We start from the raw sequence: 25981 nt of genomic DNA, 5'->3' as shown, positions 1-25981 counted from the left end.
TCTTTTATGCTATATTTTTCTGTTTGAGAAAAGAATTTAAAAAAGGAAATATTATTATTTATAATTTTTTTCTTTTAAATAGTGGAACAGCAGAACAAGCTTCGCCATACATTATACTCTTTGCCAAAGGTTGCAAATACTGAATTGCCATAATATAAGCAGATTGTGGAACTGGTTTTTTAGAGCAACCTTTTAAGATGATTGCTTTATTTAAATATATAGAATAATCTATTTTTGAAAGAATTTCTTGGTATAATTGTGTTTCTAAATCAACTAAATCACCTATAACTATTTTTTTTGCAAATGGTATTGCATAAACCGAAACTAAAATTGTAGCCCAAGCAGGAAGAATAGCGTCTGTACTACAATTTATGGCTACGTAATGATTGTTATATTGAGAAAAGTTATAATTTTTTAAGCTTTCGCGAAAATCTTTTTCTTTTAATAAAAAACCTCCTTCAAGCCACTGTGAAATGTCTATTTGTGAACGAATTCCATCAACATAATAATCTTCTAAATCGAAAACTTCTAGTGTTGAATTGGCAACTTTGTTAATTATTTCATCCATTTATGCTGAATTTACTTGTGCTGAATTCATTTCAGTATTTCTGTATTTTTTTCAGTTTTCAGTTTTCAGTTTTCAGTGGTCAGTGTTCAGTCTCAATTTTATGTAAATAAGTATAAAGTTTTAATCAATTAAAAATTATTTACGGTATACTTTTAAAATTCATCTAATCAATAAACATTAAAATTATTAAAAAGCCAAGCAAAAAACTGAACACTAAATGCTGATCACTGAACACTTCTTTAAAGCATTCCCAACTCTAACTTAGCTTCTTCACTCATTAAATCTTTGCTCCAAGGTGGATCAAATGTTATTTCTACTTCGCACGATTTAATTGTGTCTATTGCTTTTACTTTATCTTCTACTTCTTTAGGCAAACTTTCGGCAACAGGACAATTTGGTGAGGTTAACGTCATTAAAATTTTCACTTCGTTGTCTTCATTTACCATTACATCGTAAATTAATCCTAGTTCGTAAATGTCTACAGGAATTTCTGGATCGTAAATTCCTTTTAAAACTTTTACTACGTTCTCTCCTAAATTTATTTCGTCTTTATATTCTTCCATTTATGCTGAATTTATTTATGCTGAATTTATTTCAGCATCTCTGCTGAATTTACTTGTACTGAATTTATTTCAGTATTTCAGCATCTCTGCTGAATTTACTTGTATTGAATTTATTTTCAGTATTTCAGCATCTCTGCTGAGTAATATTATCTGTTATTAATTTTGTGATTGATACGCCAAAGCATACATTTTTATTTGTTTTATCATAGAAACCAAACCGTTGGCACGAGTTGGCGATAAATGACTCTTTAATCCAATTTCATCTATAAAATCGGTATTGGCATCAAGAATATCAGCTGGTTTTTGATTAGAAAAAACTCTAATTAAAATTGCAATTATACCTTTGGTAATTATAGCATCGCTGTCGGCAGTAAATTGTATTATTTCTTCTTTTTTTTCACCATTTAACCACACTTTAGATTGACAACCTTTAATTGTGTTTTCATCTGTTTTAAACTTTTCATCAATTAATGGAAGACTTTTCCCCAAATCTATAACATATTGAAAACGTTCGTCCCAATCGTCAAACATTGAGAATTCATCTATAATTTCTGTTTGTATTTCTTTTATTGTCATTTTATGCTGAATTTTATGCTGAATTTATTTCAGCATCTTTAGACATTATTATTCTTTAACTAACGAAGTTATTTTGTTTACCAATTTTTCTATTTCAACTGGTGGAAATCCATTGTCAAAATCGACAGTTTTATATTCTTTTTCTTTAGACGTAACTTTTAAACTAGCAATTGCTGCACCATCATAAAATCGTTTTTGTGTTGGATCTTTATAAGTTGCTAATTCTTCTACTTTTAGAATATTTATATAGCCAATTAATTCTTTCCAATCTTTATCAGAAATTTTAGAAACAACTCCTTTTTCTAACGAATTTCTATCTTTAGAAATATATATATCCTGATTTTGTACCGTTATTTTTTGATAAAAACCTCTAGTATTGGCTTCGTAAACTAATAACATATTGTTATTTTGTACTTTTTCAGATGTACTATTTGGTGAAGTTTCAACTGTCTTTTTTTGACAATTACAACTTGCTAAAGTGATAAATAATATAAATAAAATAGATACTAATTTCATATTTTTTATTTTAAAGCAACATTAATTTGGCTTTTTTAATAGCATCAACCATACTGTCAATTTCTTCTTTGGTGTTGTAAAAAGCAAAACTTGCTCTTATAGTTCCAGGAATTTTAAAGAAATCCATAATTGGTTGTGCGCAATGATGACCAGTTCGAACTGCAATTCCTTTATTGTCAATAATCGTTCCAATATCATACGGATGAATGCCTTCAATATTAAACGAAATTACAGAAGTTTTTTCTAATGCAGTACCAAAAATTTTCATTCCTTCAATTTCTAATAATTTTTGAGTTCCGTATTCTAATAATTCATGTTCGTATGCTGCAATGTTTTCAAAGCCAATTTCGTTCATATAATCTATTGCTGTTCCAAGCACAATTCCACCAGCAATATTTGGTGTTCCAGCTTCAAACTTGTGTGGCAAATCGGCATAAGTAGTTTTTTCAAAAGTAACTTCTTTTATCATTTCGCCTCCACCTTGATATGGTGGTAATTTTCTTAGCCATTTTTCTTTTCCATAAAGAATTCCTGTTCCTGTTGGACCACATATTTTATGTCCAGAAAAAACATAAAAATCGCAATCTAATTCTTGAACATTTGGTTTTAAATGCGGAACAGCTTGTGCGCCATCAATTAAAATTGCTGCACCAACTTGATGCGCTTTTTCAATCATATACTTAATAGGATTGATTGTTCCAAGTGCATTAGAAATATGATTTACAGTTACAATTTTAGTTTTATTTGATAGTAAATTGTCGTATTCTGAAAGTATCAATTCGCCTTGATCGTTCATCGGAATTACTTTTAAAATTGCGCCAGTTCTTTCGCAAAGCATTTGCCAAGGTACAATATTACTGTGATGTTCTAATGCAGAAACCAAAACTTCATCGCCAGCTTTTAAAAGAGAAGTAAAACCATTTGCAACAGCATTTATAGAATGTGTTGTACCAGAAGTAAAAATTACTTCATACGGAAATTTAGCATTAATATGCTGTTGAATTTTGCCACGAGAAACTTCAAAAGCATCAGTTGCTAATTGACTTAACGTATGTACGCCACGATGAATATTAGCATTAATTTCTTGATAGTATTTGGCAATTGCATCAATTACAACTTGTGGTTTTTGCGAAGTTGCACCATTATCAAAATATACTAAAGGTTTTCCATTTACTTTTACAGAAAGAATAGGAAAATCGGCTCTTATTTTATTTATATCTAGCATTTTGTTATTTAGAAAAATTCTAAATACAAAAGTAGTAAAAACCAATTTGATATATAAGAAACATTTGTTAATAATAATGTAAACAAAAAAGAGCTCACTTAAATAGTAAGTGAACTCTTCAACAAAAAAAACAAACCATTATTTAAAATCTATAAGTTATTTTTCCTTTTATAAAAAGAGGTGTTCCTGGTGTAAAATGAATTTCGGTTACACTATTAGTTTCATTTTGCAATCTAGATTCGGTTGCAAATTGTGTTTCGTTCCATTTTGTGTTAAAAATATTTTCGGCAGACAAACCAAATAGTAGATTTTTAAATTCGTAATTTAAATTGATATCAGATACAAAATATCCTTTTGCAACGATTGAATTATCTTCGTTGGCTGGTCTAGATTTTAAATATCTGTAGTTTATTCCTCCAGAAAAACCTTTGTATTTAGTTACACTTAATCCGCCAGTTGTTGTAAAATCTGGAGCAAGTGGAATATAGTTTTGACCTTTTGGTTCGTCGCTACTTCTGGCATAAGTATAATTGGCATCGGCATCAAGAAATAAATAATTAGAAAGTTGATATCTTATTCCTAAATCCATTCCTCTTCGTTCACTTTTTCCGCTTGGCTCTACAATTCCTGCATCGCCAACGTAAACAAATTCTTGTTGTAAATTCAACATCCATAAAGCAGAATTTACAATTAATCTAGGTGTAACTTTAAAAATTGTTCCAACATCTAAACCAAAAGCTGTTGGCAAAATCTTTTCGCCAGTTTGTGCAACTACAACACGAGTATCATTAGAATGAAAGCCAAATCCAGATTTTATAAAAAATTGCAAATTGCTATTTTGAGAATAAATAAAGTTCAACTTAGGTGAAAATTTTACTTTATTTTGAGATTGAGTTTTAAAAATAGTTGATAGTTTATCTTGATAATTAAACTTGAAATAATCAAATCTAATGGCAGGATTTATTTTTAATTTGCCAAATTCTATTTCAGAATTTACGTAACTAAAAATATTTGTTTCATCAATATCGCCCAGTTTTATTTGTTCTAAAGTGGTTTTTCTGTTTAAAGTATGCGACAATTCAGTATCTTTTGTTTCGTCTGCTCTAAATCCGAATCCAAATTGAACTAATCCATTATTGTTATCGAATTTAAATTTTTCTGAAAGTTCAGAGTTTAATCCATAAATAGTTCTGTTTTCTTTTTGACGAATTTGATCGCCGTTGATAGGATCTTCTAGAAAAAAAGTAAAATTAGAATACAATTCAAACTGATAATTAGAATAAAAAGTGTTTGCTTTAAAAGTTACATTTTCACTAATAGGTTTTGTAATTGCAATATTAAAATTAGTTCTAGATGTAGTTCCACCTTCGGTATTATCAACAGCTCCAAATCTTGAAATTATGCCAGCATCAACCAATCTTTGAGGAATTTGTCCTGATGCGTCCCACTTACTAGTAAACCTAGATGCTAAAATAGAAACTTTAGTTTTATCTGATAAAATAGTAGTATATTTTCCAAAAAGATTAATTCGTTTAAAATTTTGTGGCGATTCAAATGGTCCATCGGTTACTACATATTCTGTTGCAAAATAGGCATTGTCTCTGCTTTTTTTATCCAATAAATTAAATATTCCAACTGATTTTATGGTGTTAAATTGTCCTGCTTCAACACTAAATTTATTTTCGTCAACTTTGTCTTTTGTTTGAAAGCCAACATAACCTGCGGTTGCAAAATTTCCTTTGCTTGCATAATATGTTCCTTTACCAAAATCAATTTTATCTATAGTTTCTGGAATCACAAAATGTAAATCGGCATAACCTTGTCCGTGAGCGTGAGATGGCATATTTACTGGAATTCCATCTACAGCAAGTGCAATATCTGTACCGTGATCTATATCAAATCCTCTTAAAAAAATTTGTTCTGCTTTTCCTCCACCAGCATGTTGACCAATAAATAATCCGGGTACTTTTCTTAAAATTTCTTGCGATGAATTTACAGGACGTGTTTGTAAATCAATCTTAGAGATTACATTTATTGCATTAATTTTAGACGATATTACAACTTCATCAAGTTTAAAAGCGTCAGAATTTAATGTGATTATAATACTATCCGAATTTACTGTGAAAGATGTTTTTTTATATCCTAAAGCACTAACATATAAAATATTTTTTAAGTTGGTTTTTTCTATTGAAAATTTACCAAACTCGTCTGTATGTGCGTGAGATTGCGAATTTGAATTAAAAACATAAGCACTTTCTATAGCGTTTCCGATGGAATCTTTTACAATTCCATTAATAGATTGCGCGTTAATTATAAATGAAACAAATAATAACGGTAATGTAAATAATAATTTCATTATAATTTTTCAATAGCATCAGTTAAGTTTGGACCTAATTCAAAAGAACTTTTTATTAATTCTTCTTTAATAGGTTTTACTTTTTCAAGAAGATTATTAGCTTTATAAATTGTTGCCAAATGGTAATTTAAATTGGGTTCAAACGATTTTCCAACAACATATTTTTGAGAAATTTCTAAAGCTTTTTTTGAATCACCAAGAGAATAGTATGACCATGCAAGTAAATCATAAGAATCTGGAGTTGGTCTATGATCAATTTCAATTTTAGCAATTTCTAATGCTTTGTTGGCTGTAGATTTTTCGTCAGCATAAAGTAAAGTATTGTATTTATTATACATTGCACCATACTTTTTATTTTGAAGCATTGCAAAATAGGAAGCTAAATTTTCGTCTTTTGCTTTGCTGTTTTTTTCATATTCAGCAATTTCCGATTTCAGTAAATAAAAATCTGGAGAATTGTGCTTTTTAGAAATTATATCTATTATTCTATTTGCTTCAGCAGTATTTTTTTCATGAGAAAATGCAATCCAAGCAATACCTTTTAAAGCATAAGTATTATTGGCATCAAGTTGTAGTGTTTTTAAATAATAGTTGTATGATTCTTTAATTTTTCCTGCGTGTCCATTCATATCACCAAGATTAGAATAAGACCAAATTTTTAAATATTCATTATTGTTAAACTCTGCAATTTTAGATGCACTTTCCATAAAAGAAATTGCTTTATCTAAATTTCCTTGATGATCGCTCCATTTTGAAATTCTAATTAGGTAATCAAAATCTTTATTATTTTTTATTTGTTTTAAAGCATTTTCTGCAGCAACATAATCGCCAAGTTCCATTTGAACATCAAATAATAATTTTTGAGTTTCTTTCATTCCTTCGCCAATTGCAAGTGCTTTATTGGCAAGAACTAAAGCTTCTTTAAAACGATGTTGCGAAATATAATTTCTGGCTAGTGATCTTATTGTTCCAACATTAGAATATCTTAATGCTTCATTAGATTGTACTAACAACTCTTCAGCTTTAATTAGATAATCAATGTTTGCAGTAATTTCAAATAGTTTAGAATAATTACTAGAAATTTGAGATAAAAACGAATATTGATCTGGTGCAGCATTAAATTTATTTTGCCAAAAATCAATTTCTTTATTTGCGTTTTCTAGCGATTTATTTTCTTTATTTTCTAAAAAAGAATTATAATCTTTTGGATTTATTATTTCAGATTTATTACCGCAACTGCTTAAAAGACATAGCGAAGTAATAAAAATTACAAATGTTATTTTTAGAGTATTCATAAAGTAAGTTTTTTGTTTTTTTGTTTAGAAAAATCAGAGCATATAAATTTATATGCTCTGATTATACTATATTACCAAGAAGTTGCTAGGTAAGGAAAAGTAGTTGAAAATGCTTTATCATTAGCATCAACATTGTCTGAAGTTAAAGTAGCGTTTGCCATTCCGTTTGTTCCACCAAATATTAATAAAAGTTCAGTATCAATAACATCATCTGCAAGAGCACGACCTGTTAAAACATTAGTTCCATCAAAGAAAGTAGTTGTTCCTGTTTTAGAAACTCCCAAAACGTCTGTAGCCAATAATCCTGTTAATTGAGCAGCACTTTGACCCAAAGCATTTGTTGTGTAAGCAGGATTTAAAGCTAGCAATCTAGATTGAAAAACCGATTGATATGCTGCGCCCATTGCTGATGGTGTTGTAGTATTAAAAGCATCTTTTGGAGTTCCAGGAGCAATAAAAACTGTATTTATTGCAGGACGAGCCATTTGATCTGTTTGTACATAAGTTCCAGAAAATTCAACTTGTTGCGTTGTATCTTCATCATCATTATTACAACTTGCAAAAAAAGCTGTTGCTACTAAAGATAATGCTATAATTTTGAAATTATTTGTTTTCATAATTCGTTGTTTTAAAATTTAATAAATTATTGTTTTTGTTTAGTTTCTGCCCAAACATTGATAGTTGCAGAATTTCCTAACATAGATTTTGGTACTTCAACAATTGTAGCTAAAACATTAGTTCCAGCAAATGAGTCGGTTCCAGGATTGTTAAATCCAATTGGAGTTGGACTCGCAAGAATTGCTTTAAAACGGTTTAAATCAAAGAAAAATGGATCATCTCTTGGTCCAGCAAAAAACGTCATTCCATTATTGGTAGAAGTAATTGCAGTACTTCCGTATGCAGAAATATCTACACTTCCAGCTGCAGAACCAACTTTTACTGTACTAGATGTTCCTGCTGTTCCTGGAGCAACTGGTCCAAAAAAGTACATTTTGTTTCCTCTTTTAATAGCTTGAATAACTAAATCTTCCACATTATCGCCGTTATTATCAATGTTAATTTCTGTCATAACATTTTCTTTAAACGTTGCAGCAGCAGTAGCTGTTGGAGAAAGTAATCCTTGTGTATTTACTACAAATACTAAATTACTAGAGTTAGAACCTTGAAAAGCATAGACATCTGTAATGTCATTAGCATTTCCTGTAACAGCTGGAGCATCTGCGTGATCTGCTGCTACTAAAATTAGACCTGAAATCGCAACCAGCGACAGACCTAAAAACATTTTTGTTTTTTTCATTGTAAAAATTTTTTAATGATTAATTAATATGAGTTACGAAATTAGATTAGATTTGGTTTTAATTATTTACACGTATAATTTTAAATATTGTATAATTAATTGATAATGAAAATTTTAATAACATATTTTATGAAAAAAATTGTAAAAGTAATTGGGTTAATCGTCTTTGGATTTATCATTTATTATGGATTTGTAACCTATCCTAAACTTGATTTGATTTCAGGATTTTCGGCTAAAAGTGTAGCTTCTGCTCATTTTAATGACAATAGAACTCTAGAAGTTATTGAAAAAAGTGACAACAATATTGAAATGATAACTTTGGCAAAAAATAAAATTGATGCTTCAGGAAAATTTGCAACAGCATCTGTTTACGGATTAAAAGAACGAAAAGCTATTTATAGAGAAGGACTTGGCGCAACATTAATTAATGATGATTTTGATGTTTCTAAACCTTATAATATACCAAAAAGAAACAAGATAGTAAATAATTTGCCTTTTCCTTATGGAAATTTAGAGCCAAAAGACACTATTTTCTCTACTATTGATTATGAAAGATTAAAAAAAACTGTAGCAAATGCATTTGATAAAAACGGACAAAATGTAAAGAAAACAAGATCAGTTTTAGTACTTTATAAAAACAAAATTATTGCTGAAAAATATTTAAAAGGTTTCGATAAAAATTCTAAAATTTTGGGTTGGTCAATGACTAAAAGTCTAACCGCAACTTATTTTGGAATTTTGCAAAAGCAAGGAAAAATTGATATATACAAACCAGCACCAATTATAGAATGGCAAAAGGATGATAGAAAAAATATAACAATAAACGATTTATTGCACATGAACTCTGGATTGGAATGGGAAGAAAGCTATGAAAAAATTTGCGATGCAACCAAAATGCTTTTTCAAGAAGAAGATATGGGAAAAGTTCAACTAGACAAGCCATTGAAATTTAAACCAAATTATCATTGGAATTATTCATCTGGAACTACCAATTTATTGTCTAAAATACTTAGAAGTCAATTTAAAAACCATCAAGAATACTTAGATTTTTGGTACGTGTCATTAATAGATAAAATTGGAATGAATTCTATGATTGTAGAAAGTGACATGACAGGAAACTTTGTAGGTTCGTCATATGGTTGGGCAACTACGAGAGATTGGGCAAAATTTGGATTACTATATTTAAATAAAGGAAATTGGAACGGCGAACAACTATTTGACGAAAGTTGGATAACTTTTATAACAACACCAACCAACAATTCTGATGGACAATATGGTGGACATTTTTGGTTAAATGCAGGTGGAAAATACCCAGATGCACCAAAAGATTTATATTCTTGCAATGGCTTTCAAGGACAACGAATTTTTATAATTCCATCTTTAGATTTAGTAATTGTAAGAATGGGATTGAGTGAAGATTTTGATTTTAATGGGTTTTTGAAAGAGATTATAGGTAGTTTTGAGAAGTAAATTTATGAATAAGAAAATACTTTTATCGATACTAATTTTTTGTATTGGTTTTATTTTTAATGGCTTTGCATTTGTAACAACTTTAGGACATCCTATAAGTACAATTTGTTTACTTTGTGGATTAGGTTTAATGTTTTTTGGTTTCATTTATTTTTTTATTAATGTATTGAAAAAGTAAATTTGAATGTTATACTAATTACTAGCCTAGATTAAAATAGAAAAAACTTGAAATGAAAAGCTGGATTAGCTCTTAAAAAAAATTAACTTAATTTTATGATTTCCAACACAATAAAGAAAATAATAGACCGTTATTTATAAAGTTAGTTAAAAAATAAATTTAGTTAAATTTTTGTTTTGGGGTTGAAAAAAAGCCATTCAGGATTGTATCTTGAATGGCTTTTGATTTTTTATACTGAACTTGATTCAGTATCTTTTTTTAATATGACACTTCGACTATGCTCAGTATAAACTTCTTAGTGTGACATTATAAATTTAATTAATAACTCATTTCAACAATTTCCTTTATTTTTTCCAAAGTAATATTTTGCTTTTCGCCAAGAGCTTTCCAACCTCTTTCATTGAAACGATTTACTATAAAATCGGCAGTTTTTGAGTAATCATCTGTGTTTTGCGAAAGCTTGGTTTTCATTCCCATTTTGTGGAAAAATTCTACCGTTTTTTCTATTGCTTGATTCGCTTTTTCATCTACAGAATTTCCTGTAACATTAAAAACTCTTTCTCCATATTGTGCTAGTTTGTCTTTTTTGGTTTCAAACATAACTCGGTATAAATTGGGTGCAATAATTGCCAAAGTTCTTGCATGGTCTATTTCGTAAAGTGCGGTTAATTCGTGACCAATCATGTGTGTTGCCCAATCACTAGGAACACCTTTTTGAATTAATCCATTCAATGCCATTGTTGCACACCACATAAAATTAGACGCCAATTTATAATTACTTGGATTTTCTACAACACTAGGTCCAATTTCTACAAGTGTTTGCAAAATTCCTTCGGCAATTCTATCTTGTAAAAGTGCATCAGTTGGATACGTTAAATATTGTTCCATAACGTGGGTAAATGCATCGATAATTCCGTTTTCAATTTGACGTTTTGGCAACGATGAAACCACAGTTGGATCGCAAATTGAAAATTTAGGAAACAAAGCACTTCCGCCAAGTACCAATTTTTCTTGCGTTGCTTCAATGGTAACAACTGCGCCAGAATTCATTTCGCTTCCTGTTGCTGGCAAGGTTAAAACGGTTCCAAAAGGAATTACTTTAGACAAATCTGTAAATAAGACTTTGTTTTTTAAAATATCAATTGGATTTCCTTCGTAATGTGTTGCGCCAGAAATAAATTTTACGCCATCAATTACACTTCCGCCACCAACCGCAAGAATAAATGTAATGTTTTCTTTTTTTACAATTTCTACTGCTTTTAGTAAGGTTTCAAATCTTGGATTGGGTTCAATTCCGCCAAATTCAATTATCTGAAAATCTTTTAAAGCTTTTGTAACCGCTTCATGAACGCCATTTTTAAAAATACTTCCGCCACCATAAGCCAATAAAACTTTAGCATTTGCAGGAATTAATTTAGATAATTTTTCAGTTTGTCCTTTTCCAAAAATGTAATTTGTAGGATTATAAAGTTCAAAATTTAACATTTTTTATATTATTTTAATTGTTGTACTAATTTTTGTGCTACAAGAATAGATGAAGCCGGATTTTGTCCTGTAATTAATAATCCATCTTCTACTGCATAAGGTTGCCAATCGCCAACTTTAGAATAAGTTGCACCGTTTTCTTTTAATTTATCTTCTAATAAAAAAGGAACAACTTTAGTTAAACCAACTGCATCTTCCTCAGTATTAGAAAATCCTGTAACTTTTTTTCCATTTACTAAATACGCTCCGTTAACTTTTACATTTTTTAAAGCTGCTGGCGAATGACATACAAACGCTACAGGTTTATTATTAGTGTAAAATGCTTCTATTAAAGCAATTGAATTTTTATCTTCGGCTAAATCCCATAATGGTCCGTGTCCACTAGGATAAAAAACGGCATCATAATCTGCTTGATTTACATCGGCTAATTTATGTGTATTTTTCATTTTTTCCAAAAGTTCTTTATCGTTGTGGTAACGTGTTGAAGCTTCTGTAACAGCATCTGGTTCTTCACTTTTAGGATCAATTGGTGGTTGTCCACCAAGTGGAGTTGCAACATCAATAGTAATTCCTTTATCTGATAATTCATAATATGGTGCAGCAAATTCTTCTGTCCAAAATCCTGTCTTTTCGCCTGTATTTCCTAGTTTGTCGTGACTAGTAACTACAAATAATACTTTTTTCATAACTTTTTCTTTTTGATTTTTAATTTGTGATGTGTTGTTTTCTTTTGATTGATTTTTGCAACCAAAGAAAAGCAAAGGTACTGCTAGTAAGAGTTTCAACTATTTCATACTTTCTGTTATTTGTTACAAAATTACTTTGTTTGTCAAATATAAAGAAGGACGAAACTCACAAATTTTGTGTGACAATTATCACATTATTTAGAAGAATTTAATCGGCTCAAGGTATAATGATTTTTTATATTACTTAAAAAACTGATTTAAGCAATTTTTAAACACACTATCTAGAATTGTATTATGATAATGCTATATTCATAACAATACTATTAAATTAAAATAAACACCATAAAAATTTAACATTATAAATTTTTTTGTAAGAAAATATTTTTTAACTTTGGGTAAAATATATTGTATGAACCAGTTACGCAGTTACGCAGTTACGCAGTCACGCAGTCACGCAGTCACGCAGTTACGCAGTCACGCAGTCACGCAGTTACGCAGTTATGCAGTCACGCAATCACGCAATCACGCACAAATACCTTCTGTATATGTGCGTAGTAAAAAAAATATATTTTGTTAAACGAGTAAAGAAGAAGACCATTTGTGTTCAGTTCGCACCATGCAGAAAAGGAACTGGCTCTAAATTTCTTCTAACCTAAAAACTTTATTTTAATTTAACAAAAATCATAAATATGAATATTTTATATAAAAATTTTAAAATACAACTGATTTTGGCGGTTGTGTTATTGAGTGCAAGCTTTGGATTTGCACAACAATTAACGGTTACTGTACCAGCAGGTTGTAGAGTTGTTGTGCCTGGATTTGGTGGAATAGCAGGATTAGCAGGAAAAGTTGGTGATGGTGGAGTTGTAAGTATGCCTGACCCATTTCCATTTAATGTTTTTACTGCTAATCCTGCAACAGGAGTTACAGTTGGAACTTGGACTTTATTAGGTGATTTATCTGTAAAAAATGTAACATTGCCATTATACAATACTCCAATTGTTTCATCAACTGGTCTTCAAGTTTCCATTCAATCTTATAATAAAACATTGCGAATTTCAGAAAATCAACTTCCTGATTTAGACCCAATTTGGGGAAGAAGCAAAGGAAGAGTAAGAGTTACTTATTCTGCAACATGTGGTGGTGCTATTACATTTGAAGTTTTTAAAGTATATCCACCAAATGCAATATTACCAGCTCAACCTAGAAACGTTCCTAAAATTGTTGGAAACACAACCTGTTTATTACCAAGCAGGCAATATACTTTTTCTGTTGATCAAATTGCAAGTGATAATGCTAATGATGCCATAGGGTTTGATAGTTACTATTGGAGCGGACTTCCTACAGGCGCAACTGTAGATTATTATTCTGCCGATTTTAGTTCGATAACATTTACAACAAGTTCTTTAGCTATTCCACCTCAAAGTATATTAAAATGTTGTTATGGTAGAGTAAATCCAGCTTGGGATGGTGGCGTTTCAAATTCTGTTCCTAATGGTTCAACTATCCAAAATCACGATACTTGTGTGTCTATATTATTAAGACCTGCTGCAACACAACCAACACCATATTCCACAACACTAACAGGAAGCGGATTAACCGCAATACCTGGAACGAATTGTTTGCCAACAAGTCAAAACACATTTACTATTAATTTTTCTCCTTTATCAGGCGTGAGTTATGTTTGGTCAATTGTAAGTGGTGTGGGTTGGAATTTAACACAAACTGCAACATCAATAACAGTATCTGGAATTGATAATAATCCTGGACAACTTAAATTAACTGTTAATAATGGTTGTACACCAACCGATTTTTTATATCAAATAAACCGCAGTTTTGTTGCTCCATCTATGGCAATTACACCAGCTAATGCTTGTGTATTGGCAGGTTCAACTACTTCTTTTACAACCAATGGTTTGGCTAACGGAACAAATTGGGGATTATCTCCAGCAGTATCTGGTGCAATTATTACACCTTCAACTGTAGGTTCTACAATGACATTATTTTTACCAACAACAACAGCTGTTGGTGAATATACAGTAACTGCCAATGGTAACACAAGTGGAACTTATTTAACTTGTGGTGGAAGCATTACTACTAAAATTTATGTAAAACCAGTAGCGCCAAGCATTCCTAGTGGTGCCACTTGTGTAGTACGTAATGGCGGAAGTGCGCAAACTTATACATGTGGTGCTGTAACAGGCGCAACAGATTACTTATGGTCGTTTCCATCTGGTTGGGTAACAGGTAATGCTACAGTTACTACAGCAACTCCAACAGTTACAATTACACCTAATGGTAATACAGCATCTGGAACAGTAAGTGTTGTTGCATTAGGTTTTGCAGGTTCTGGGTGTAATAGTGCAAGTAGTCCAACTTTAACTATAAATTATTCTGTTGTTGCACCAGCATTTACAGAAAAGCCAAGTTGTTATAATGTAAATATGTCAAGTTTAGTAACTTTAAATGTTACTAATGCGCCAAGTCCTTTCTTTGGTGCTTATACGGTTACTTTAACTCCAACTGGCACATCAACTACACCAGCATCATTGCCAAACTATGCAGTAGGATCAAGTGTAGCTTTTACAAGTACACCAACACCTACAATAACTTTTAATACTACTGATACATTAGCTAATTTAATTTCTAATCCTACAGTGGTTTCCCCACCACCAGGTGTATATGATCTTTGGATAACATTTAATACACAAACTTCTGGTGGTACTTGTGCATCTACTGCATCTACAAAAATACAAATTACTATTCCACCAGCTAATGCAGCTACTTTGGGTGTAAATTATTCGCCTGGTGCATTTGGTTCTGATAGTTATTTTGTAAATGGAGTTTCTCCAACTACATATACTTTTGTTTGGCGAATTGGTGGTGTTGTTCTTTTAGGTGCAAATAATAATACTATTGTATTGGCAGGAAATAACGGTTTATCTGGTAGAGTTACGGTAGATGTTACGCCTCAACCTGCAACATTAGGTGCTTGTTCTACGATTACTAGATTAATTTCACCATCTGGTGCAACGCATGGATTAAAACAAACTCCACCAATTAAAATTACTAAAAATTTAGATGGTATTGTAGTTTATCCTAATCCAAGTACTGAAAGTTTTACAATTGCTTTAGAAAATGTAAAACAATCGGCAATAGCAACATTAAGTGATTTAAATGGAAAACAACTTGCAGTTTATCTATTGAAAAAAGGAGAAACCAAAATTGAAAATGAAGGTTTAGCTAAAGGAAGTTACATACTTTCAATAAACATAGATGGTGTAAGTCAATCTAAAAAAATCATTATTAAGTAAATTTTATTCTAACAAATACCTTTGTCAAAGTTATAAACTTTGACAAAGGTTATTTTAATATATAATTCAATGAAAAAAATTCTTTTTATATGTTTTATTATGCTATTAAATAACGTTTATTCTCAAAAAGAACTTTGGGGTGTTTATAAAGGTTATCCTAATTATACAGTTGCAAATGATGTAGTTGTTCCAGCAAATTTTGGTAGTATTATAAGGTATGATAATAATGGAGAAAATCCAATAATAATGCATCAGTTTGATGAAGCCAACGGTAAAACACCATTAGGTAAATTATTTTTAGCATCTAATGGTAAATTGTACGGTACATGTTCACAAGGAGGTGTAACAGGCGAAGGTAATACTAGTATGTCTCAAGGTTATGGCGTTTTATATGAATATGATTTAATATTAAATAAATACAGAGTCTTTCGTTATTTAGATTACCAAAGTAATTTTACACCATATATAGGGTTTATTGAACCACTGCCAGGAATACTTTATGGTGCAACCAGATTTAAATTAATTAGACATGATTTAAATACTGATATTACTACATTTAATGGTGGATTAGAATATTCTATTAATAGCGAATTAGTTAAAGCATCAGATGGAAACTTATATGGAACGGTAATTTTTGAACCACAAAACTGTCCAAATTCTTCTTCATCAAGTTTACCTTATAATGGCTCCATAATAAAAATTGTTCCTTCTAGTAATACTATAAATATTAATTATTCTTTAAGTTGCAATTGGGCAATGGGCGCAAAACCATCAGGAGAATTAGTAGAGGTTAGTCCGGGTAAATTGTATGGCACCACTCTTGAAGGTGGTATATTACCAAATAGTGCTGTTTCTAATTATGGTGTAATATTCGAATATAATTTTTTAACAAATACTTACACCAAAAAATTTGATTTTGATAAAGATATAACTGGTAGTCGCCCAAGTCCGTTAATAAAAGGATTAAACGGTAATCTTTATGGTGCTTGTGTGGGTTTTGGTACTTGTACATCATCGTCAACAGAAGGTTCTGGAACTTTATTTGAATTTAATCCAATTACTAATGCTTTAACTGTTTTAAAAACCTTTGGTTGTGGTGGTAATTTAATTGCAAATCCAAGTTCGCTAATGAAATCGTCAACAGGAGATTATTTTGGAACTGTAGGTAATGATTTTGGAGTAATATTTAAATATAACCCAGTAACTAATACTTGTTCAATGGGTACTTCACCTAAAACAGAAAACCTCATAGAAATTTGTCGCAAACCATCTTACCAAGAATTCATTCCTAACACATTTACTCCTTGTGTAAACACACCATTTACTTATGACATTAACAACACCAACGCCACAAGTTATGTATGGAAAAAAGATGGTGTAATTGTACCGTTACAAACCACAGGAATATTAACTATTAACAATCTTATAGCATCAGATACAGGTATTTATACTTGCACCATGACAAACGAATGTGGTACAACCACAACAATGAACTTAAATATTAATGTAAATTGCCTTGATGTTCAAGAAGTTATTGCTGATAAAAATACTATTTCACTGTACCCAAATCCAACAAAAAGCTCAATTTCAATTTATTTACCAGAAAGTGGCAACTATGAAGTTCAAGATATTTCTATTGTAAACTTACTTGGTCAAAATGTTATTGGCGAGATAAAAAATACTAAAAATATTGATGTAAGTAGTTTACAAAAAGGCATCTATATTTTACAATTAAAAACTAATAATGGAGATTGGAATGGGAAGTTTGTGAAGGAGTAAAAAATAAATTAAATAGATTATTAAAGAAATAATCTTATGACGAAGGTGTTTTTTCTATTTTTAACCAAGAATAGCTGACATTTATTTTCTGTAATAATTATTATGATCAATTTCTTTCCAAACCTTTTCAGAAAGTAACGGTTGAATATTCTTTTTATTCTTGATGTTTTCTCGAATAAAAGTTGATGATATTTCTACAATTGGTGCGTTGATTTTATGAACTCGCAAATGGTTTAATATTGAACTTGTTTCAGTATCTGTAGATTCAGAAATTCTTGGATAAACATAAATATCATGATTTTCAAGAATATATTCATAGTTTTTCCACTTGTGAAGTGATTTCAAATTGTCTTCTCCCATAATCAAAGAAAACTCGTGATGCGGAAATTTATCTTTTAAATGTGCAAGCGTATTTACCGTATAATTGGGTTGTGGTAATTTAAATTCAATATCAGATGGTTTTATTTTAGGATAGTCTTCTGTTGCCAATGAAACCATATGAAAACGCTGTCTATCATCAAGCAAAGTATTTTTTTCTTTGTGCGGATTGTGTGGCGTTACAACCATCCAAATTTGTTCTAAAACAGAATGTTCTGCCATGTGATTGGCAATAATTAAATGACCAACATGAATTGGGTTGAACGTGCCAAAGTATAATCCTATTTTCATATTTTTAAATCTAAATTAAATTTTTCACACGAATTACACGAATTAACACTAATTTATTGAGTTCAATTAATTTCACCAAATTTGCGTTAATACGTGGAATTCGTGTGAATAAAAGTTTTTACCAACTGATATGCTTCTTCCTTTGCCACATCCAAATCATAATTTTTTATAATTTTGTCAAATTGTGGCGCAGTTGCCAATTCTACCGATGCTTTTGCAATTCGCATATTTATTTTGTCGTCACTTTCTGTAGAACGTTTTTTTAATCTAATTTTTAACTCGTCAATGCTTGGTGGTTTTACAAAAACAGCTAGTGTTTCTTGTTTGTATTTAGATTTTATTCGCAATCCACCAGAAACATCAATGTCAAAAATTACGTTTTTACCTTTTGCCCAAATGCGTTCTACTTCGCTTTTTAAAGTTCCGTAAAAATTATCTCTGTATACTTCTTCCCATTCTAGAAATTCTTCGGCTTTTATGTGCTTTTTAAACTCTTGAAGCGAAATAAAATAATAATCTTTTCCGTTCACTTCTTCGCCACGAGCTTCACGAGTTGTAGAGGAAATAGAAAACTCTAAATTCAAATCTTCTTGCTTAAGCAAATGCCTAACTATAGTTGTTTTTCCTGAACCTGATGGCGCTGAGAATACTAATAATTTTCCTTTGTTCATACTTCATTCATTAGCGAGATATAAAATAATTTATTCCTCAATTATTTAATATAGTTTTTTTATTTATAACTCGAAAATTTCAATAAAACTCTCATTAAGTTCTTTTCTCTTTTGGTATATGTTAATATATCGGATAAAAAATATGGCAATAATCACTATACGAATAAATGTTTCTAAACTTATTTCGTTCAATAAAATGAATGGAAGATTTATTAAAACTATAAAAACGGTAATAAGATGTATCCAAAAAAAAGTGTAATAATTTGTTTTAATAGTGTAATTTACAAGAGTTTGCGAATCATTTTTGTCATATGTTCCTACAATAATGAACGGTGTTCTTAAATAAGAGTTGTTTGTTAATTTGAATGATGAAGAATCAAAACGTCCAAAAAAAGTATTTTTAGTTTGGTTGAGGAATAAATTGAAAAATAAAATTGGTCCCATAAAAAATGGATTTCCAATTCTTGTTGTGTAATTTAATCTATCACTAAATAATTTAGAATTTAGTTTTGAAGTCATAATCTATATTTATTTAATCTATTCTCTTTATTTTTTGTCATCCTGAGCTTGTCGAAGGACTAATCTCTATTTTCTTTAAAGAACATTCAAAACCTGCTCTTTAATTTTCTCCAATTCATCTTTCATCATAACCACAATTTTTTGCATTCCAGAATGATTAGATTTTGAACCCATTGTATTAATTTCTCTACCAATTTCTTGCGAAATAAAACCTAGTTTTCTACCGTTAGCTTCGGTTCCAGAAAGTGTTTCTACAAAATAATTCAAATGATTTTCTAGTCGCACTTTTTCTTCGGTAATATCATATTTTTCAAGATAAAATATCAATTCTTGCTCAAATCGATTTTCATCTACGTTTACTTTTAGTTCATCAAGTGCTGTTCTTAATCTGGTTTTTACAGTTTCTATTCGTTCTGTGTCAAACGATACTGCTTCGTTCATTAGCGAATTTATATTTGAAGTTCGCAATACAAATTCTTTTTCAAGAGATAAACCTTCGTCTTTTCTAAAATTCTGAATGTTATTTAATGCTTCGTCAATAACTGTTTGAATTTGTTTCCACTCGTTTTCGTCAATTTCGTCACGTTCTGTTTTTAATACATCTGGCATTCTTACGGCCATTTTCATTAGTTCAGTTTCGTCAGCATTTGGTAAAACCGCTTTCATTTGATTAATGTAAGCTTGTACAATTGGTACATTAATTTTAGATGATGTTTCTTCTCCAGTAACTTCTACATATAGTGAAAAATCAATTTTTCCGCGTTCCAATCGTTGTGATAATTGATTACGCAAACCCAATTCCATTTCTCTAAAAACCGATGGCATTCTTGTATTTAAATCTAAACCTTTACTGTTTAGCGATTTTATTTCTACGGTAATTTTTTTGGTTGGTAATTGCAAAGATGCTTTTCCAAAACCAGTCATTGATTGTATCATATTTTTTTATAAGAATTCAAAGATAATAAAAAAGTGTTCAGTATTCAGTGTTCAGTGTTCGGTGTTCAGTTTTCATTAATCAGTAATCAGTGTTCAGTGATCAGTGTTCAGTTTTCAGTTTTCAGTAATCAGTATTCAGTTATGAGTGTTTATTTATGAGTGTTTAGCTATGAGTGTTCAGTAATAAGTATTCAGTGTTCAGTTATGAGTATTCAGTTATGAGTGTTTAGCTATGAGTGTTCAGTAATAAGTATTCAGTTTCAGAATTTAAAATTTTTCATTTATTTTTACAATTGTTCTACAATTTTTAATATTATTACAAATTACTGAACACTGATTACTGAAAACTGATTACTGAAAACTGAAAACTGAAAACTGATTACTGAAAACTGAAAACTGAAAACTGAAAACTGAAAACTGATCACTGACCACTTTTCTTCTGAGTAACAAGATAAACGCCAATAAATATTAAAATTGCCGAACTAATTTTAACCCAAGTCAGTTCATCTTTTCCTAAACTAATGGCAAATATTGTTGCAAAAAGTGGTTGTAAATAAATAAAAACAGCAACTGTTGTTGGTTTTAATTCACGCATTGAAAGTAAGTTTAGCAAATAAGTAAAAAAAGTAGAAAAAAGAATCACAAAACCAATCTTCCAATAAATAGAAATCGGAATTATTGTCCAATTTATAACTTCAAATTCATTCCATCCAAATGGCAAAACCATCAGAAATCCGAAAGTATAAATCCATTTTACAAAAGTAAATGCATTGTATTTATCCATTAATTTCTTAACAATTATCAGGTAAAATCCATACGAAATTGCATTTACCAAAACCAAAAAATTTCCCAAACTAGCATTGCTTGCATTGCCAATAGATTTTCCGTAAACAATTAAAAAAACAGTTCCAATTGAACCCAAAATTATTCCAAAAAACTTTGCGTTTCAACATTTTTTCTTTCATAATTATTGCCGATAATATCAAAACAATAATTGGTGTAGAAACCATAATTACCGATGCCGAAATAGGAGAAGTCAAACTCAATCCTTTAAAAAACGTGAGCATATTTATGGCAACACCAAACAATGCTGCGGCTGCAATTCTAGGAAAATCTTTAAGTTCAATTTTAATTTCGTTTGAAACTTTATTAAACAATTTCATAAACATAGAAACCATCCAAAACAAAACCGCTGCACCAAAAACTCTCAAAACTATAAACCCAAACGGTTCAATATATTTTGGCATTACATCTTTAGCAATTGTAAAAGTTAATCCGTAAATTATAGAGACTAAAGTTGCTCCAACTAGAGCTAAGTTTCTTCTAGACATTACCCAACGCTTTGTTCACTTGCAACATATTTTGTTGCGTGTTTCCAATATAAATTTTATCATTAATTATAAAAACAGGTCGGCTTAAAAAGGTGTAATGTTCTAAAATATATTTCTTGTAATCATCTTCGGTCAAGTTTTTATTTTTTAAATCCATCGATTTATACAACTGCGCTTTTTTGCTAAACAACGCTTCATAACTTCCAGAAATTGAATACATAAATTCTAATTCTTCAATAGAAATAGTATCTTGTTTTATATCTCTGTAAACCAAATTAGCGCTTTTAGGCAACGATTTTATAATTTTTCTGCACGTATCGCAACTTGCCAAGTAATATATTGTATCGGTCATAAGAATTAATTTTTTGCAAAGAAAATTCATTTAAACTGTATAAAATATTTTTTTTTTAATTTTTTTCTTGAAGCATTTTCCAGCTATCCGTTCCAATCTCTTCGCAAAAGCTACGAGGATTTCACTGCTATCTGGGCTAAAATAATCGCAGCATTTGGCATTTTTACTTTGATTAAATTTTAAATCAATTTTGTGGCTCAGTGTCTTCGTGGCAAAAAACAAACTCACTATCTTTGCAAAATAAATATTTAAATAATGAAATTCAATACTAAAGTTATACACGGCGGACAACATCACGATCCAAGTACAGGAGCAGTTATGCCACCAGTTTATCAAACCTCTACTTTTGTACAAAATAGTCCAGGACAACCAGTAAATCCCGATTACGAATATTCTCGTGCAGCAAACCCAACACGTTCAGCGCTTGAAAACGCATTAGCAAGTATAGAAAACGGAACTCGCGGATTGGCTTTTTCATCTGGATTAGCAGCTACAGATTGTTTACTTCGTTCGTTCAAAGCTGGTGACGAAATCATTGCAATGGACGATTTATATGGTGGAACTTACAGAATGTTTACTCGTATTTATAAAGATAGTGGCATAAAATTTCACTTTGTAGATATGAATGATATTGAAAAATTCCAATCATTAATAAACGAAAACACAAAGTTGGTTTGGGTAGAAACGCCAACCAATCCTTTAATGAAATTGGCAGACATTCAAGAAATTGCCAAAATCACCAAAGCACACAAAATTCTTTTTGCAGTAGATAATACATTTGCAACGCCTTATTTACAAAAACCTTTAGATTTAGGCGCAGATGTTGTAATGCATTCGGCTACAAAATATCTTGGCGGACATTCAGACGTTATTGCTGGAGCATTAATTGTAAAAGATGAAGAGCTTGGAAACCAATTACATTTTCAACAATTTGCAACAGGCGCAACACTTGGACCAATGGATTCGTTCTTAGTTTTAAGAGGAATAAAAACATTGCATTTAAGAGTACAAAGACATTGTGAAAACGGTGCCAAAGTTGCCGAATTTTTAAGCAATCATTCTGCTGTAGCAAAAGTTTTTTATCCAGGATTACCTAATCATCCGTTTCACGAAATTGCAAAAAAGCAAATGCAAAATGGTTTTGGCGGAATGGTTTCATTCACATTCAAATCTGGTTTAAAAGCAGATGCAATTAAATTTTTAGAAAATTTAAAAGTATTTACTTTAGCAGAATCTCTTGGTGGAGTTGAAAGTTTGGCCAATCATCCTGCATTAATGACACACGCATCAATTCCAGAAGATAAAAGAAAAGAAATAGGAATTTCAGATGATTTAGTTCGTCTTAGTACAGGTGTTGAAGATATAGAAGACTTACTTGCCGATTTGGAACAAGCTTTTAAATAATCAATATTTATAAAAAAAAAATGCCAAATCTAAATCTAGATTTGGCATTTTTTATGTCTTTAATTTACTAATTCAGGTAATAAATATATCCAAAATTTAACCATACATTCCAGTCATTGGCTTTGTTTTCTGTATAAATTCTTGGATCTGGACTTAAACCATCAACCCAATTAGAAAAGTAATATTGAAATCTTAAATCTACCATTAAATCTGATAGTTCAGTTAATTTATATCTTGTTCCAACACTAGTAACTACAGACCAAGTTGTTCCTCCTTTTACATCAAAAGCATCAATGTATTTTATTGGAGTAACTGTTGGTAATTGTCCTAAACCTGGACCAAGACTAGATTCTGCTGTTGGTTTAAAATAACTAAATTGTCCACCAAGACTTATAAATGGCGCATAACTTCCAACTCTTGCAGTAAAATCTCTTATACTGTATGGAAAAAATTCCAATTGCATACCAATATTAGTTACAGCAGTACTTCCTCTCATTGCTCTTAACTGTTGAGCAGTTAAAGAAGTTCTTTTGGTATCAACCCATTCTCCAAAATGTTGCAATTTGGTTTTATTATATGATAACTCACTTCTTAATTTAAAGTGATCGTTAAAATAAGTTTCAGGTGTGTAACAATTACACTCTGCTTTGTAAGAGAAATTTAGATAATGAATGATTCCAATACCAAAACCAGTATTACCTGCATTAGTAGAAAAATCATATCTTTCTCCATAATCTGATTGAAAAGCTACTGGACCAACTATTCCTCCTATTTCATGTGAAAAGCCAAACTGGGCATTTACATTACTAGTTAAACCAACTAAGAATAATAAGGTTACGATAAAAGATTTGGATATTTGCATATTATAAACTATTCAATTCTCGACAAATATATAAAAACATCATTCACTTATAAAATAAAATGAAAAAATACTTATATAAGAATGAAATAAATCAGAAAAACTTTTAAAATAACGTAAAAAAAGCAATTATATTTCTGTTTTCTTGACTTTAAAATAAAAATAAATCAGAAAATTAAAAATTGTAACGCATTATTTTTATAAAATGTATCTTTGTGCCAAATTAACGAAAACGTTTTCTTAAATAATAATTTATGTCACAAAGTATAAACAATTTTATTGAAGCAGTAGCTAAAAAAAATCCAAACGAACCTGAATTTTTGCAAGCTGTTAAGGAAGTTGCAGAAACTGTAATTCCATTTATTGAAAAAAATAAAAAATACGAAGGCAAGATGCTTTTGGAAAGAATGGTCGAGCCAGAACGCGTAATTATGTTTCGGGTAACTTGGGTAGACGATGCATCAAACACACAAGTAAATCGTGGTTATAGAATTCAAATGAACTCTGCAATTGGACCATACAAAGGCGGTTTGCGTTTTCATCCATCAGTAAATTTAAGTATTTTAAAATTTTTAGCTTTTGAGCAAACGTTTAAAAATAGTTTAACAACTTTACCAATGGGTGGAGGAAAAGGTGGATCTGATTTTGATCCAAAAGGAAAATCGGACAATGAGATAATGAAATTTTGTCAAAGTTTTATGACTGAATTATCTAAACATATTGGCGCAGATACTGATGTTCCAGCTGGAGATATTGGAGTTGGTGGAAGAGAAGTAGGTTATATGTTTGGTCAATATAAAAGATTAAGAAACGAATTTACAGGAGTTTTAACTGGAAAAGGAATTTCTTTTGGAGGTTCATTAATTCGTCCAGAAGCAACTGGTTATGGCGATGTATATTTTGCTCAAAGCATGCTTCAAACTAAAGGAGATAGTTTTTCTGGTAAAACAGTAGTCGTTTCTGGATCAGGAAATGTGGCGCAATATGCAGCTCAAAAAGCTACGCAACTTGGTGGAAAAGTAGTTGCAATGTCAGATTCATCTGGATATATTTATGACGAAGCTGGAATTGATGCAGAAAAGTTAGCATACGTTATGGAAATTAAAAACGTAAATTACAGCAGAATTTCAGATTATGTAACTAAATATCCAAGTGCAAAATTTGTTGCAAATAAAAGACCTTGGGAAGTAAAATGTGATATTGCATTACCTTGTGCCACTCAAAACGAGTTAAACGAAGAAGAAGCAAAAGCATTAGTTGCAAACGGTTGTATGTGTGTTGCCGAAGGAGCAAACATGCCATCTACACCTGAAGCAGTTACCGTTTTTCAAAATGCTAAAATATTATTTGCACCAGGAAAAGCATCTAACGCTGGTGGAGTTGCAACATCTGGATTAGAAATGTCTCAAAACTCCTTACGTTTAAGTTGGACATCAGAAGAAGTTGACGAACGACTTAAAAATATTATGTTAAACATTCATGCATCTTGTGTAAAATATGGTTCAGAAGAAAACGGATATGTTGACTATGTAAAAGGTGCCAATATTGCAGGTTTCGTAAAAGTTGCCGATGCAATGCTTGCTCAAGGAATAGTTTAAAAAATTCACTTTCAAAATATATAAAACCGAGTTTATGCTCGGTTTTTTTTATGCCTAATAATTATTTACAATTATTTTTTTAAATACTATAATTGTAATAATCTAAGACAAAAGTCATCGCACTATTTGTCATTCTGACGAAGGAAGAATCTCTGCGAACTTGGCAAATTTAACTTTGTTTGCTTGAGCATTTTATGGAGATTCTTCCTTTGTAAGAATGGAAAGTTGTCGCTAGAAAAATTGAATTACTTATTGATAATTATTTTTTGAAATACTATAATTGTAATTTCCAAACTCAAAACCCATCGAATTATTTGTCTTTCTGACGAAGGAA

General features: G+C 30.5%; 22 protein-coding genes and 1 pseudogene. 5 read left to right on the top strand and 18 right to left on the bottom strand.

Features of this window, described 5'->3' with window-relative positions; translation table 11 throughout:
- Positions 1 to 58: 58 nt before the first annotated feature.
- The 9 genes from ACH2BC_RS01905 to ACH2BC_RS01865 all read right to left on the bottom strand — a co-directional run bounded on the left by ACH2BC_RS01905 (position 59) and on the right by ACH2BC_RS01865 (position 8396).
- The gene (locus ACH2BC_RS01905) at positions 59 to 568 is read right to left on the bottom strand and encodes a DUF2480 family protein (RefSeq protein ID WP_395052279.1); all 510 of its coding nucleotides are present in this window, start codon (positions 566 to 568) and stop codon (positions 59 to 61) included.
- A gap of 239 nt (positions 569 to 807) precedes the next feature.
- Entirely contained in the window at positions 808 to 1131 is a 324-nt protein-coding gene (locus tag ACH2BC_RS01900) for an SUF system Fe-S cluster assembly protein (protein ID WP_395052278.1), read from the bottom strand.
- Positions 1132 to 1287: 156 nt separating this feature from the next.
- Complete coding sequence (locus ACH2BC_RS01895) at positions 1288 to 1707, bottom strand: SufE family protein (RefSeq protein WP_395052277.1); 420 nt, start codon at positions 1705 to 1707, stop codon at positions 1288 to 1290.
- Between the two features lie 48 nt (positions 1708 to 1755).
- Positions 1756 to 2223, bottom strand: a complete 468-nt coding sequence (locus ACH2BC_RS01890; protein WP_395052276.1) for a hypothetical protein — start codon at positions 2221 to 2223, stop codon at positions 1756 to 1758.
- 10 nt (positions 2224 to 2233) lie between these two features.
- Positions 2234 to 3448 carry an aminotransferase class V-fold PLP-dependent enzyme gene (locus ACH2BC_RS01885; RefSeq protein WP_395052275.1) on the bottom strand — a complete coding sequence of 405 codons (1215 nt, stop codon included), beginning with the start codon at positions 3446 to 3448 and terminating at the stop codon, positions 2234 to 2236.
- Positions 3449 to 3590: 142 nt separating this feature from the next.
- Complete coding sequence (locus tag ACH2BC_RS01880; protein WP_395052274.1) at positions 3591 to 5804, bottom strand: TonB-dependent receptor; 2214 nt, start codon at positions 5802 to 5804, stop codon at positions 3591 to 3593.
- A complete protein-coding gene (locus tag ACH2BC_RS01875) occupies positions 5804 to 7099 on the bottom strand; it encodes a tetratricopeptide repeat protein (RefSeq protein ID WP_395052273.1) in 1296 nt (431 codons plus the stop codon). Before ACH2BC_RS01875 ends, ACH2BC_RS01880 begins: the two co-directional genes overlap by 1 nt.
- A gap of 71 nt (positions 7100 to 7170) precedes the next feature.
- Positions 7171 to 7716, bottom strand: coding sequence for a DUF4331 family protein (locus ACH2BC_RS01870; protein WP_395052272.1), 546 nt, complete (start codon positions 7714 to 7716; stop codon positions 7171 to 7173).
- A 26-nt stretch (positions 7717 to 7742) separates the two neighbouring features.
- Positions 7743 to 8396: a DUF4331 family protein gene (locus ACH2BC_RS01865; protein WP_395052271.1), complete on the bottom strand. Its 654-nt coding sequence runs from the start codon at positions 8394 to 8396 to the stop codon at positions 7743 to 7745.
- A gap of 129 nt (positions 8397 to 8525) precedes the next feature.
- Between ACH2BC_RS01865 and ACH2BC_RS01860 the strand changes: the two genes are divergently transcribed.
- Positions 8526 to 9866, top strand: a complete 1341-nt coding sequence (locus ACH2BC_RS01860; protein ID WP_395052269.1) for a serine hydrolase domain-containing protein — start codon at positions 8526 to 8528, stop codon at positions 9864 to 9866.
- A 496-nt stretch (positions 9867 to 10362) separates the two neighbouring features.
- On the opposite strand, the gene ACH2BC_RS01855 is transcribed toward ACH2BC_RS01860, so the two are convergent.
- Positions 10363 to 11529 (bottom strand): iron-containing alcohol dehydrogenase, encoded by a 1167-nt coding sequence (locus tag ACH2BC_RS01855; RefSeq protein WP_395052268.1) that lies wholly within the window; start codon positions 11527 to 11529, stop codon positions 10363 to 10365.
- A gap of 8 nt (positions 11530 to 11537) precedes the next feature.
- Positions 11538 to 12215, bottom strand: a complete 678-nt coding sequence (locus tag ACH2BC_RS01850) for a type 1 glutamine amidotransferase domain-containing protein (RefSeq protein ID WP_395052267.1) — start codon at positions 12213 to 12215, stop codon at positions 11538 to 11540.
- A 689-nt stretch (positions 12216 to 12904) separates the two neighbouring features.
- Between ACH2BC_RS01850 and ACH2BC_RS01845 the strand changes: the two genes are divergently transcribed.
- Entirely contained in the window at positions 12905 to 15529 is a 2625-nt protein-coding gene (locus tag ACH2BC_RS01845) for a T9SS type A sorting domain-containing protein (protein WP_395052265.1), read from the top strand.
- A 69-nt stretch (positions 15530 to 15598) separates the two neighbouring features.
- The gene (locus ACH2BC_RS01840; protein ID WP_395052264.1) at positions 15599 to 17308 is read left to right on the top strand and encodes a choice-of-anchor tandem repeat GloVer-containing protein; all 1710 of its coding nucleotides are present in this window, start codon (positions 15599 to 15601) and stop codon (positions 17306 to 17308) included.
- Positions 17309 to 17389: 81 nt separating this feature from the next.
- On the opposite strand, the gene nadD is transcribed toward ACH2BC_RS01840, so the two are convergent.
- The 6 genes and pseudogenes from nadD to ACH2BC_RS01810 all read right to left on the bottom strand — a co-directional run bounded on the left by nadD (position 17390) and on the right by ACH2BC_RS01810 (position 21786).
- Positions 17390 to 17977, bottom strand: coding sequence for a nicotinate (nicotinamide) nucleotide adenylyltransferase (nadD, locus tag ACH2BC_RS01835; RefSeq protein ID WP_395052263.1), 588 nt, complete (start codon positions 17975 to 17977; stop codon positions 17390 to 17392).
- A gap of 86 nt (positions 17978 to 18063) precedes the next feature.
- Entirely contained in the window at positions 18064 to 18648 is a 585-nt protein-coding gene (gene gmk, locus ACH2BC_RS01830) for a guanylate kinase (RefSeq protein WP_395052262.1), read from the bottom strand.
- A gap of 63 nt (positions 18649 to 18711) precedes the next feature.
- Positions 18712 to 19167: a hypothetical protein gene (locus ACH2BC_RS01825; RefSeq protein WP_395052261.1), complete on the bottom strand. Its 456-nt coding sequence runs from the start codon at positions 19165 to 19167 to the stop codon at positions 18712 to 18714.
- 75 nt (positions 19168 to 19242) lie between these two features.
- Positions 19243 to 20103 carry a YicC/YloC family endoribonuclease gene (locus ACH2BC_RS01820; RefSeq protein ID WP_395052259.1) on the bottom strand — a complete coding sequence of 287 codons (861 nt, stop codon included), beginning with the start codon at positions 20101 to 20103 and terminating at the stop codon, positions 19243 to 19245.
- A gap of 421 nt (positions 20104 to 20524) precedes the next feature.
- Positions 20525 to 21434: pseudogene (locus ACH2BC_RS01815) on the bottom strand (DMT family transporter).
- Entirely contained in the window at positions 21427 to 21786 is a 360-nt protein-coding gene (locus tag ACH2BC_RS01810) for an arsenate reductase family protein (protein ID WP_395052258.1), read from the bottom strand. Before ACH2BC_RS01810 ends, ACH2BC_RS01815 begins: the two are co-directional and overlap by 8 nt.
- A 255-nt stretch (positions 21787 to 22041) precedes the next feature.
- Between ACH2BC_RS01810 and ACH2BC_RS01805 the strand changes: the two genes are divergently transcribed.
- Positions 22042 to 23190: a cystathionine gamma-synthase gene (locus ACH2BC_RS01805; RefSeq protein ID WP_395052257.1), complete on the top strand. Its 1149-nt coding sequence runs from the start codon at positions 22042 to 22044 to the stop codon at positions 23188 to 23190.
- 67 nt (positions 23191 to 23257) lie between these two features.
- On the opposite strand, the gene ACH2BC_RS01800 is transcribed toward ACH2BC_RS01805, so the two are convergent.
- On the bottom strand, positions 23258 to 24052 hold the full coding sequence (locus ACH2BC_RS01800) for a glutamate dehydrogenase (RefSeq protein WP_395052256.1): 795 nt from the start codon (positions 24050 to 24052) through the stop codon (positions 23258 to 23260).
- A gap of 251 nt (positions 24053 to 24303) precedes the next feature.
- Here ACH2BC_RS01800 and gdhA point away from each other — a divergent pair, with 251 nt between their 5' ends.
- Entirely contained in the window at positions 24304 to 25647 is a 1344-nt protein-coding gene (gdhA, locus tag ACH2BC_RS01795) for an NADP-specific glutamate dehydrogenase (RefSeq protein WP_395052255.1), read from the top strand.
- Positions 25648 to 25981 lie beyond the last annotated feature (334 nt).

Origin of the sequence: Flavobacterium sp. (genome assembly GCF_043760115.1) — a bacterium.
Lineage (GTDB): Bacteria > Bacteroidota > Bacteroidia > Flavobacteriales > Flavobacteriaceae > Flavobacterium.
Note: the sequence above shows the minus strand (reverse complement) of the source record. Positions and strands in the feature narration are given on the sequence as shown.

Coding starts and splice junctions, on each gene's coding strand:
- ACH2BC_RS01905 (WP_395052279.1), bottom strand. CDS start 568: ATGGATGAAATAATTAACAAAGTTGCCAATTCAACACTAGAAGTTTTC.
- ACH2BC_RS01900 (WP_395052278.1), bottom strand. CDS start 1,131: ATGGAAGAATATAAAGACGAAATAAATTTAGGAGAGAACGTAGTAAAA.
- ACH2BC_RS01895 (WP_395052277.1), bottom strand. CDS start 1,707: ATGACAATAAAAGAAATACAAACAGAAATTATAGATGAATTCTCAATG.
- ACH2BC_RS01890 (WP_395052276.1), bottom strand. CDS start 2,223: ATGAAATTAGTATCTATTTTATTTATATTATTTATCACTTTAGCAAGT.
- ACH2BC_RS01885 (WP_395052275.1), bottom strand. CDS start 3,448: ATGCTAGATATAAATAAAATAAGAGCCGATTTTCCTATTCTTTCTGTA.
- ACH2BC_RS01880 (WP_395052274.1), bottom strand. CDS start 5,804: ATGAAATTATTATTTACATTACCGTTATTATTTGTTTCATTTATAATT.
- ACH2BC_RS01875 (WP_395052273.1), bottom strand. CDS start 7,099: ATGAATACTCTAAAAATAACATTTGTAATTTTTATTACTTCGCTATGT.
- ACH2BC_RS01870 (WP_395052272.1), bottom strand. CDS start 7,716: ATGAAAACAAATAATTTCAAAATTATAGCATTATCTTTAGTAGCAACA.
- ACH2BC_RS01865 (WP_395052271.1), bottom strand. CDS start 8,396: ATGAAAAAAACAAAAATGTTTTTAGGTCTGTCGCTGGTTGCGATTTCA.
- ACH2BC_RS01860 (WP_395052269.1), top strand. CDS start 8,526: ATGAAAAAAATTGTAAAAGTAATTGGGTTAATCGTCTTTGGATTTATC.
- ACH2BC_RS01855 (WP_395052268.1), bottom strand. CDS start 11,529: ATGTTAAATTTTGAACTTTATAATCCTACAAATTACATTTTTGGAAAA.
- ACH2BC_RS01850 (WP_395052267.1), bottom strand. CDS start 12,215: ATGAAAAAAGTATTATTTGTAGTTACTAGTCACGACAAACTAGGAAAT.
- ACH2BC_RS01845 (WP_395052265.1), top strand. CDS start 12,905: ATGAATATTTTATATAAAAATTTTAAAATACAACTGATTTTGGCGGTT.
- ACH2BC_RS01840 (WP_395052264.1), top strand. CDS start 15,599: ATGAAAAAAATTCTTTTTATATGTTTTATTATGCTATTAAATAACGTT.
- nadD (WP_395052263.1), bottom strand. CDS start 17,977: ATGAAAATAGGATTATACTTTGGCACGTTCAACCCAATTCATGTTGGT.
- gmk (WP_395052262.1), bottom strand. CDS start 18,648: ATGAACAAAGGAAAATTATTAGTATTCTCAGCGCCATCAGGTTCAGGA.
- ACH2BC_RS01825 (WP_395052261.1), bottom strand. CDS start 19,167: ATGACTTCAAAACTAAATTCTAAATTATTTAGTGATAGATTAAATTAC.
- ACH2BC_RS01820 (WP_395052259.1), bottom strand. CDS start 20,103: ATGATACAATCAATGACTGGTTTTGGAAAAGCATCTTTGCAATTACCA.
- ACH2BC_RS01810 (WP_395052258.1), bottom strand. CDS start 21,786: ATGACCGATACAATATATTACTTGGCAAGTTGCGATACGTGCAGAAAA.
- ACH2BC_RS01805 (WP_395052257.1), top strand. CDS start 22,042: ATGAAATTCAATACTAAAGTTATACACGGCGGACAACATCACGATCCA.
- ACH2BC_RS01800 (WP_395052256.1), bottom strand. CDS start 24,052: ATGCAAATATCCAAATCTTTTATCGTAACCTTATTATTCTTAGTTGGT.
- gdhA (WP_395052255.1), top strand. CDS start 24,304: ATGTCACAAAGTATAAACAATTTTATTGAAGCAGTAGCTAAAAAAAAT.